Source organism: Burkholderia sp. BCC0322, assembly GCF_902833045.1.
In the GTDB taxonomy this organism is placed as follows: Bacteria; Pseudomonadota; Gammaproteobacteria; order Burkholderiales; family Burkholderiaceae; genus Burkholderia.
Window position 1 is genome coordinate 1 of sequence record NZ_CADFDU010000032.1, and the last position, 6,063, is coordinate 6,063.

Annotated in this window: 7 protein-coding genes; all 7 read left to right on the forward strand. The window is 32.6% G+C overall.

Annotated features, from left to right (window positions below):
* Positions 1-273 precede the first annotated feature (273 nt).
* The 7 genes from HWX39_RS35510 to HWX39_RS35540 all read left to right on the forward strand — a co-directional run bounded on the left by HWX39_RS35510 (position 274) and on the right by HWX39_RS35540 (position 5,714).
* The gene (locus HWX39_RS35510) at positions 274-555 is read left to right on the forward strand and encodes a hypothetical protein (RefSeq protein ID WP_175972120.1); all 282 of its coding nucleotides are present in this window, start codon (positions 274-276) and stop codon (positions 553-555) included.
* 2 nt (positions 556-557) lie between these two features.
* Positions 558-998 carry a hypothetical protein gene (locus tag HWX39_RS35515; RefSeq protein WP_175972121.1) on the forward strand — a complete coding sequence of 147 codons (441 nt, stop codon included), beginning with the start codon at positions 558-560 and terminating at the stop codon, positions 996-998.
* A gap of 16 nt (positions 999-1,014) precedes the next feature.
* Positions 1,015-2,856 carry a type IV secretory system conjugative DNA transfer family protein gene (locus HWX39_RS35520; RefSeq protein WP_175972122.1) on the forward strand — a complete coding sequence of 614 codons (1,842 nt, stop codon included), beginning with the start codon at positions 1,015-1,017 and terminating at the stop codon, positions 2,854-2,856.
* The gene (gene mobF / locus HWX39_RS35525) at positions 2,853-4,670 is read left to right on the forward strand and encodes a MobF family relaxase (protein ID WP_175972123.1); all 1,818 of its coding nucleotides are present in this window, start codon (positions 2,853-2,855) and stop codon (positions 4,668-4,670) included. The genes HWX39_RS35520 and mobF overlap by 4 nt, the downstream gene beginning before the upstream one ends.
* 9 nt (positions 4,671-4,679) lie before the next feature.
* Positions 4,680-5,057 carry a hypothetical protein gene (locus tag HWX39_RS35530; protein ID WP_175972124.1) on the forward strand — a complete coding sequence of 126 codons (378 nt, stop codon included), beginning with the start codon at positions 4,680-4,682 and terminating at the stop codon, positions 5,055-5,057.
* A 131-nt stretch (positions 5,058-5,188) separates the two neighbouring features.
* Positions 5,189-5,350, forward strand: a complete 162-nt coding sequence (locus HWX39_RS35535; protein ID WP_175972125.1) for a hypothetical protein — start codon at positions 5,189-5,191, stop codon at positions 5,348-5,350.
* Positions 5,351-5,363: 13 nt separating this feature from the next.
* A complete protein-coding gene (locus HWX39_RS35540; RefSeq protein ID WP_175972126.1) occupies positions 5,364-5,714 on the forward strand; it encodes a hypothetical protein in 351 nt (116 codons plus the stop codon).
* Positions 5,715-6,063: the final 349 nt, after the last annotated feature.

Here is a 6,063-nt window from a genome sequence, read left to right on the forward strand (position 1 = left end):
CCACCCCGAAAATTACAAGTTAATTTTCTCAAACATAGTGCAACCACTTTAAAAGTGTTCGCTATTCTGCCAAGCCCTACGGGGCTTGAAATGGGGTGGTGTTCTCTCTTGCTTTTTTAGTGTCTTTTCAGTCAATTACAAGTTAATTGACTAATTGACCTTTTAGCTAGTATTTACCCAGCCAAAACATACATTGATATCGACTTTTAATGTAATTGTTTACTTTTGTCTTTTTTCAATTATTCTTTAATGTATAAATAAGGAGAAAATCAAATGAAAAAAGAACAAATATGTATCAATGTTTTACCCATTACAAGAATAGCCCTTGAAAGAGAAAGACAATCAAAAGGCTTAAAAAGTTCTAGTGAACATATCAATTTAATTCTTGAAGCTCACATAACAAAAGCCAACAAAGAAGAAAATTTCAAAGGCTTGCTTGAAGAAAAAGTCAAAGAGCTTGAAGAAAAAAACAGACAGCTTGAAGAAAAAATAGTAACAAGTTTTAATCTTGTTAATAAACTTTTAACAAGAATTATTGCCGGTGTAGAGAAATAAAAATGAAAGGCACAGCTAAAAAATACACATACGACAAACCAAGATTTATAACAAATCCTGGTCAAGATTATTCAATTCAGCCAGAAGTTTACAGAAGATATATTAACCATATCATTGGCTTTTATGTCTTTTTCCTTTTAGTGTTTAGCATTGGCTTGAACTTTATTTTAAACAAACTTTCTCAATTTTTATTCAATGGCTCTTTCAGTATCGCAAACAATTTTATGCTTTTTGTTGGGAAAGAAGACCAAGAAAACAAAGTTCTTTATGGAATATTTTTAGCCGTTTTCTTTCTTGCTATCTATTTTCCAAGCAAAAAACTTGTCTACTATTTCACAAAGCCAGTCAACAGAGTTGAAATTGAAGAAGGTTTAGTCTTAATCAAAGGCTCAAATGTTTTTGAAGAATTGGAGCAAGCCTTTAACGAAATGAACGAACAATAATAATAGGAATACTTATATGAGAAACACAGATGGAAAAATCGCAATCATAAGACAAGGAGAAAATAACCTTAATGCCCAATCAGGAAATATTTTTGATAAGAGTTTGAAGCAACAAAAGACCTTTTACTTACCAGACCAAATATTAGAACTTTCTTTTATTATTCGTGGAGAAGCAGGCGGAGGTAAGACAGTCTTTATTGATAGATTAATGAAAGAAACAATTGATGCCGGTCATTCAGTTATCTTACATAACATTAAAGGTGAAGAACTAACAAAGATAGCCGGTTATTGTTCTTTCTATCACATTGAACCGTGGACACCTTTTACATGGGAAATTGACTTTTTAAACCTATGTGCCGACAAAGATGAGCAAGCAGAAGATACAAAAATAAGAACATTAGCCGAAAGTTTTAGCAAAGTTCCAGAAGAATTTTTTGACAAAGCAGGCATTTCCGTTGTTGAAGCTTTAATTCGTTCAGTAGTGAAATCCAACAAGAAAAATGGAAAAGTAGAAGCAACACTAAAAAATATTGTCAACACCTGGCACTCTTTCAATGTTGACGAAAGCGAAGTATTGATAGACACAACAGACATTGCCAAGGTCAAAAAAGCCATTCAGCAAGAAAGCAAACAGTTAAGAATGATTAACGACTTTCTTAAAAAATGGTTTCCCACAAGTTCAATGTATATTGACCCTAAAAATGAAAAAACAAGTTTATGTGTTTTAGCTAGTGTCGTTGAAATAGTAAGAAAATTTGAGAGTTTAAGTAAATTTTGGAATGAAAATGCCATTGACCCAAAGACAAAAGAAAAAAGAGTTTTTGACATTAAACAATGGGTTCACACCAAGAACGATAGAAAGGTTATCGTTATTTCAAACTCTAATCAGTTTGGAGATGTAGCCAATTCTTATATTTCTGCCTTTATCAATCTAACTACTACACAGTTGATTGATAGCAACTATAAACCAGTTAAAGAGGTTCACTTTATATTAGACGAATTCGCACAACTTAGCTCTGTCAATTTAAACCAATTCTTAAAATTGCCCGATGTTGGCAGAGGTTTAAAAGTTAGAACAAAGATAGCTATACAAAGAACAAGTCAAATTAAAAACACTTGGCCTAACTCCGACGATAAAAGTTTCGCTAGTGCTTTTCAAAACAAGATATGGGCAAGGTTTGCCGATGATGACAAAGACAATGTAAGACACGAACTAGGCAAACAAAAATTGACCGTCTACAAGTCTAGTGTCAATTGGTCAGCACAAGGTAAATCTAGTTCTAGTCAAACAGAAACCAAGATGGAGGATGTAGCCAACATTGACGACTTACAAAAGGAATTAGGCCCTATCAAAATGAAAGTTGATGGTCAGCTTAAAACTGTTGGAGTATCAATATTATGTAATTTTTCCAACTGTAAGAAAGTAGCTTTAATCAAGTTCCCTTTTGTCAATTTTGAGAAAATAAAAGACAAATACACAGTCAAATCTAATGCCGGTTCTGGCTCTATCAGTGGCAACAGCGAAGAAGAAAAGGACAACAACAAAGAAGAGTTAACAAAAGATATTTTACAGAATGTCAAGCACTCATTAGAGCTTGTTCCAAATCAGCCAGCCATAGAGAAAAAAGCAGAAGAAAAAAACATAACTGAAAGTGTTATCAGTGATGTAGTAGCCGAAGTTTTAGACCATTCAGGAGCTTTATCTATTGCCTTAAAAGCCAGTGAAATTCTAGAAGGAATGGAAAATTTTACACAAAACAATAATATCGTTAGTTCTAACAGCGAACTTACAGAAGAAGAAATAGAGCTAATGATTACACAAGCCAAGAATAATAAGAACAAGGAGAAAACAAGATGATTAGCATAGCAAAAGTAAACAATGCCAAATACCACTTAGAACACTCTCAATTTGATTACTACTCCGAACAAGAAAACGAAAAAGGAGAGTTTAGAGGTGCTTTAATGAAGTGGCAAAAGCTTGAAGGTAAAGAAGTAGATGAAAAGAATTATATGAAACAAATTGAACACGGTGGAGAAGATAATAAAGGTGTTGACCTTTGCTTTTCACCACCCAAAGATTGGACACTTTTATACAATATGGCAGACGATGAAACTCGTTTAAAAATGGATGCCATAAGAGATAAAGCCGTTGACAAGATTGTTAAAGGAATAGAACAAAACACCTATTACAGAGAAACGGTCAACGGAGAAACAAAGTTTGTTCTTGCTCGTGGTGTTGGAATGGCTACTTTTAACCACCATACAAGCCGAGAAGTTCAAGACGACCATATACACCAAACAAAAACACCTTTAACAATGAATGAAGATGGTTCTTTAAATAAAGATAGTTATGTTGATCCACAAGAACACACCCATATTACAGTTTTTCCAAAAGTTCTAGGACAAGATGGAAAATTTCACTCTCATACTCTTTTAGATTTGAAATATGAGAAAGGAAACAATCACGAAGGATTGAGATATTTAGACCAGTTAGGACAGCACGAACTTTGTAAAGGTCTTAAAGAACTAGGTTTTAATGTCTATGAGATTGACAAACACGGAAACTTTGGAATTGAAGGAATAGACGACAATTTGAGAGATGAGTTTTCAGGAAGAAAAAAACAAATTGAAAATGCCGTTGGAGAAGATGCTACTTATAACGAAAAAAAGGAAGTGGCTTTAAAATTTAGAGCAACAAAAAGCGACCACGATCTAGCAAGTTTAAGAAATGTCTGGAAAGACAAGATGAATGAATTAGGCTTTAATCAAGACAAAATCAATGAAATGAGAAAGCCAGAAAATCACACTATCAAACACGAAGACAAAAAACTTGCTGATTTAATAGATAAAGACAAACCTTTATCTAACAAAAAACTTAAAACACTTGCTTTGAGTGAAAGCAAGTTTACCGACAAATCTTATGATGATAAATTAAAAGAGTTTAAAGACGATAAAAAGGTTCGTCCAATTTCTAATAAATACAATCTTTATGCTGATAACAAAGCCAAAGAAAAACTTGCTGACAAAGTAAATGAAAAAAGCAAACAGCCAAAAAACAATATTAAAGATAATAACCAAAACCAAATTAAACCCATTGAACCCATTGTTAACAAAAATCAAAATAATTTAGGTCAAAACAATTCAGGTAAATTTACTCCTGTTATCCCTAATATTTCTAGTTCTGGTTCTGGTTCTGGTGGCTCAAATGGTGGTAGCAAGCAAGAGCTTTATAGTGAAATAGATAGCCTACAACTACAAATGTTAGCTTTTCCACCTGTTGCCGAAAGAACACCAGAACAGCATAGGCAAGTTGCCCAAATTGAAGCACAGATAGGACAGTTAAAAGAACAAGTCAAGAAGATGGAGGAACAAGAAAAACAGATAAAAAGTGGTTCTAGTTCTAGTTCTGGTGGTTCTGGTGGTGGCTCTAATAATAAAAGTCAAAAACAACCAAAAGAAATTAAAAAGATTGAAGAAGAAGAAGAAGAGCTACTAAACAAAAAAGCAGACAAGATGAATGATATTTTAAAGAATGAAGACAAAATGAAAGATAGTTCAAGTTCAAGCAAATTATCAGGAATACAAAAAGATTTTAACAATGAGCATAAAACAATGATTAATAGTTTTACTCAAAACCAAGCACAACAACAACAAATAGCAATCACAAGATAAGGATATAATATGAGATTAAATGAATTAGGTAATTTATTAGATAGAGAAGATTTAAAAGTCAAGAACAAATATGACAATAAAGACAAAAGACTTTATCTTTCTGGAATTGACGGCTTTACAGTCTACTTACAAGAACTTGAAAACAATATTATTTTTGTAAGAGTTTGGAAAGCCTGGAACAAGGACAACCCAAAGAACAAGCAGGAACAAAAGGACTTGAACGGCTGTAAGATGGTCAAATTCAAGATACTTAAATTGCTTTACAAGATAAATCAAAACATTGCCAACAGTGAACTCACACTAGAAGAAATGCCTACAAGTCCCGAAGAAGTAAATTTAAGTCCAACACAAAGCAACAGCAAATCTATTCTTGATTTAGATATATGATGTTTAAAAACAACAAAAAAGAACCTTGTTAAAAGGTTCTTTCTTTTTGTCTTTAACAATGTTAGAAAATACTGGACCTTTTTATTTCTTTATGTTAACATTCAGCCCTTAACTCAAAGAAAGGAAAATTTATGAACAATTACAAAATAATATTTATTGAAAGCAGAGGTTTCTCCAAGAGTGATGAGAAGAAAGAAATACTTTATCAATCTCACTCAAAACAAGAAGCAAGGAAAATATTTAACAATGTTTTTGGCTTGTGGTGCGATATTGTGGAAATAAAAACAATTTAAGAAAGGAAAGCTTATGAACAATTTAAAACACGAAATTCTTACTTTTTTTGGCTCTATCAATGAGTTTGACAAAAGGCAATATTTAAGAGATTGCCTTGATATTTTTGTCAATGGTCATAAAGATTTAATTAAATACTACCCTAGTGAAGTCTTTACTTTTTTGAAGTTAGCTAGAATATTTAAACTACAACTTGACAATAATGCTTTTTGTCAGTTTATAGAAAAAGCAACAGAGCAAGAAGAGGAAAGCATTAATTATTTTATCTATCACACTACCTGTAAAGGCATTGAGAAAGCAAGAAAGTTTAATGATGAAATCAACAAACCTAAAGACACACAACAGACTTATCAGCCTGCTATGTAGAAATAAAAAAAGGACTTAAAAAAGTCCTTTTCTTTTGGAATTGAAAACAAGACTATGTTTTCAAACTTTCCAGTGGAATATTTATTTTAAGAAAATTTAAAGGGCAATTTTCTTAAAACAAACATTCTTGATGTTATTTAAAACAATGTATTGATGTTTTTGTTCTGTCCTTTTTGAGCTATCGGAAGGAAAGACGAGCTTTCCAAACAGCCGGCACTACCGTGGCAGTAGTGCTTTCAAACGGGTAAAGCACCCTTTGCCAAAAACCTACCAATTTGCCCAATGAATTGCCCAACTGCCCAAAATTAACCGTAAGTTGTTGATTTATAAGGCGATACAGCTACCTTAC